The organism is Streptomyces kebangsaanensis, assembly GCF_001906585.1.
GTDB classification, from domain to species: Bacteria; Actinomycetota; Actinomycetes; order Streptomycetales; family Streptomycetaceae; genus Streptomyces; species Streptomyces kebangsaanensis.
The window spans coordinates 60,436-62,762 of the sequence record NZ_JUJA01000045.1 but is presented as its reverse complement, the minus strand read 5'-3'; the positions used below and the strand labels follow the sequence as shown (position 1 = coordinate 62,762).

The window sequence follows — 2,327 nt, the reverse complement described above, 5'->3', positions numbered from 1 at the left end:
AGTGCCGACAACGTGCCGGTGAACCACCCCCGCCTCTCGCCCGACGGCACCACCGTCGCCTGGACCTCCACCCGCGACGACGCCCCCGAGGTCCACGTCGCTCCCGTCGACGGCGGCCCCGCCGAGCGCCTGACCCACTGGGGAAGTTGGAAGACCCAGGTGCGCGGCTGGACCCCGGACGGCGAGGTCCTCGCGATCAGCACCCACGGCCAGGCCAGTCTGCGCCGCACCTGGGCCCGCGCCGTCCCGCTCGACGGGGGACCGGCCGCCACCCTGCCGTACGGGCCCGTCGGCGACATCGCGTACGGCCCGCACACCGTGCTGCTGTCCGCGCCGATGGGCCGCGAGGCGGCCTGGTGGAAGCGGTACCGGGGCGGCACGGCCGGCAAGCTGTGGATCGACCGGGAGGGCGACGGCGAGTTCGTACGGCTGCACGAGGAGCTGGACGGCAACCTCGAGTACCCGCTGTGGGTCGGGGACCGGATCGCGTTCCTCTCCGACCACGAGGGCACCGGCGCCCTGTACTCCTCCCTCGCCGACGGCTCCGACCTGCGCCGGCACACCCCCCTGGACGGCTTCTACGCCCGGCACGCCGCCACCGACGGCACCCGGGTCGTCTACGCCGTCGCCGGTGAGCTGTGGCTGCTCGACGACCTCGAGAGCGCCGAACCGCGGCGTCTGGACATCCGGCTCGGCGGACCCCGCGTGGACCTGCGGCCCCACCCGGTCAACGCCTCCCGCTGGTTCGGCTCCGCCTCCCCCGACCACACCGCGCGCGGCAGCGCCGTCTCGGTGCGCGGCGCCGTCCACTGGGTCACCCACCGCTCCGGTCCCGCCCGCGCGCTCGCCGCCGAGCCCGGCGTACGGAACCGGCTGCCGCGCACCTTCCGCGCCGAGGGGGAGGAGTGGGTGGTGTGGGTGACGGACGCGGAGGGCGAGGACGCCCTGGAGTTCGCGCCCGCCACCGGCCTCGCGCCCGGCGCCACCCCGCGCCGGCTGGGCGCCGGGCGGCTCGGCCGGGTCCTGGAGCTCGCCGTGGCCCCCGACGGCAGCCGCGTGGCCGTCGCCGCGCACGACGGCCGGCTGCTGCTCGTCGAACGCGAGACCGGCGAGGTCCGCGAGGTCGACCGCAGCGAGCACGGGGACGTCGGCGACCTCGCCTTCTCCCCCGACTCCGCCTGGCTCGCCTGGTCGCACCCGGGCCCGCGCCCGCTCAGCCAGCTGCGCCTGGCCAACACCACCGACCTGTCGGTCACCGACGCGACCCCGCTGCGCTTCCGCGACCACGCCCCCGCCTTCACCCTCGACGGAAAGCACCTCGCCTTCCTCTCCCACCGCTCCTTCGACCCGGTCTACGACGAGCACGTCTTCGACCTGGCCTTCGTCGAGGGCTCCCGGCCGCACCTGATCACCCTGGCCGCGACCACGCCCTCCCCGTTCGGCCCGCAGCGGCACGGCAGGCCCTTCGAGACCCCCGACAAGGAGGAGACCCCCGACAGCGAGGGCACCCCGGCCACCCGTGTCGACCTCGAAGGGCTCGCCGACCGCATCGTGCCCTTCCCGGTCGAGGCCGCCCGCTACTCCGACCTGCGCGCCGCCAAGGACGGCGTGCTCTGGCTCAGGCACCCGGTGCGCGGCGTCCTCGGCGCCTCCCGCGCCACGCCCGACGACCCCGACCCCAAGACCGAGCTGGAGCGCTACGACCTCGTCCAGCAGCGCATCGAGCACCTGGCCGCCGACGCCGACCACTTCGAGGTCAGCGGCGACGGCAAGCGCGCCCTGCTGTGGACCGACGGCAAGCTCAAGGTCGTCCCCAGCGACCGCCGCGCCTCCGGCGACGAGGACAGCGACTCCAACATCACCGTCGACCTCGGCCGGGTCCGGCAGACCGTCGAACCGGCCGCCGAGTGGCGGCAGATGTACGAGGAGACCGGCCGCATCATGCGGGACCACTTCTGGCGGCCGGACATGGGCGGCGTCGACTGGGACGGGGTCCTCGACCGCTACCGGCCCGTCCTGGACCGCCTCGCCACCCACGACGACCTGGTCGACCTGCTGTGGGAGGTGCACGGCGAGCTCGGCACCTCGCACGCCTACGTCATGCCGAACGGCGGCCCCGGGCACGGCGCCCGGCAGGGACTGCTCGGCGCGGACATCTCCCGGCACGGGGACGGCGGCTGGCGCATCGACCGGATCCTGCCCTCGGAGACCTCCGACCCGGACGCGCGCAGCCCGCTGGCCGCGCCCGGCGTCGCGGTGCGCGCCGGGGACGCGATCGTCGCGGTCGGCGGCCGGCCGGTCGACCCGGTGACCGGGCCCGGCCCGCT

1 pseudogene is annotated in these 2,327 nt (G+C 75.8%); it reads left to right on the top strand.

The window, feature by feature from the left end:
• Positions 1 to 2,327 (top strand): annotated as a pseudogene (locus RH94_RS06415) (S41 family peptidase); the annotation flags it as partial.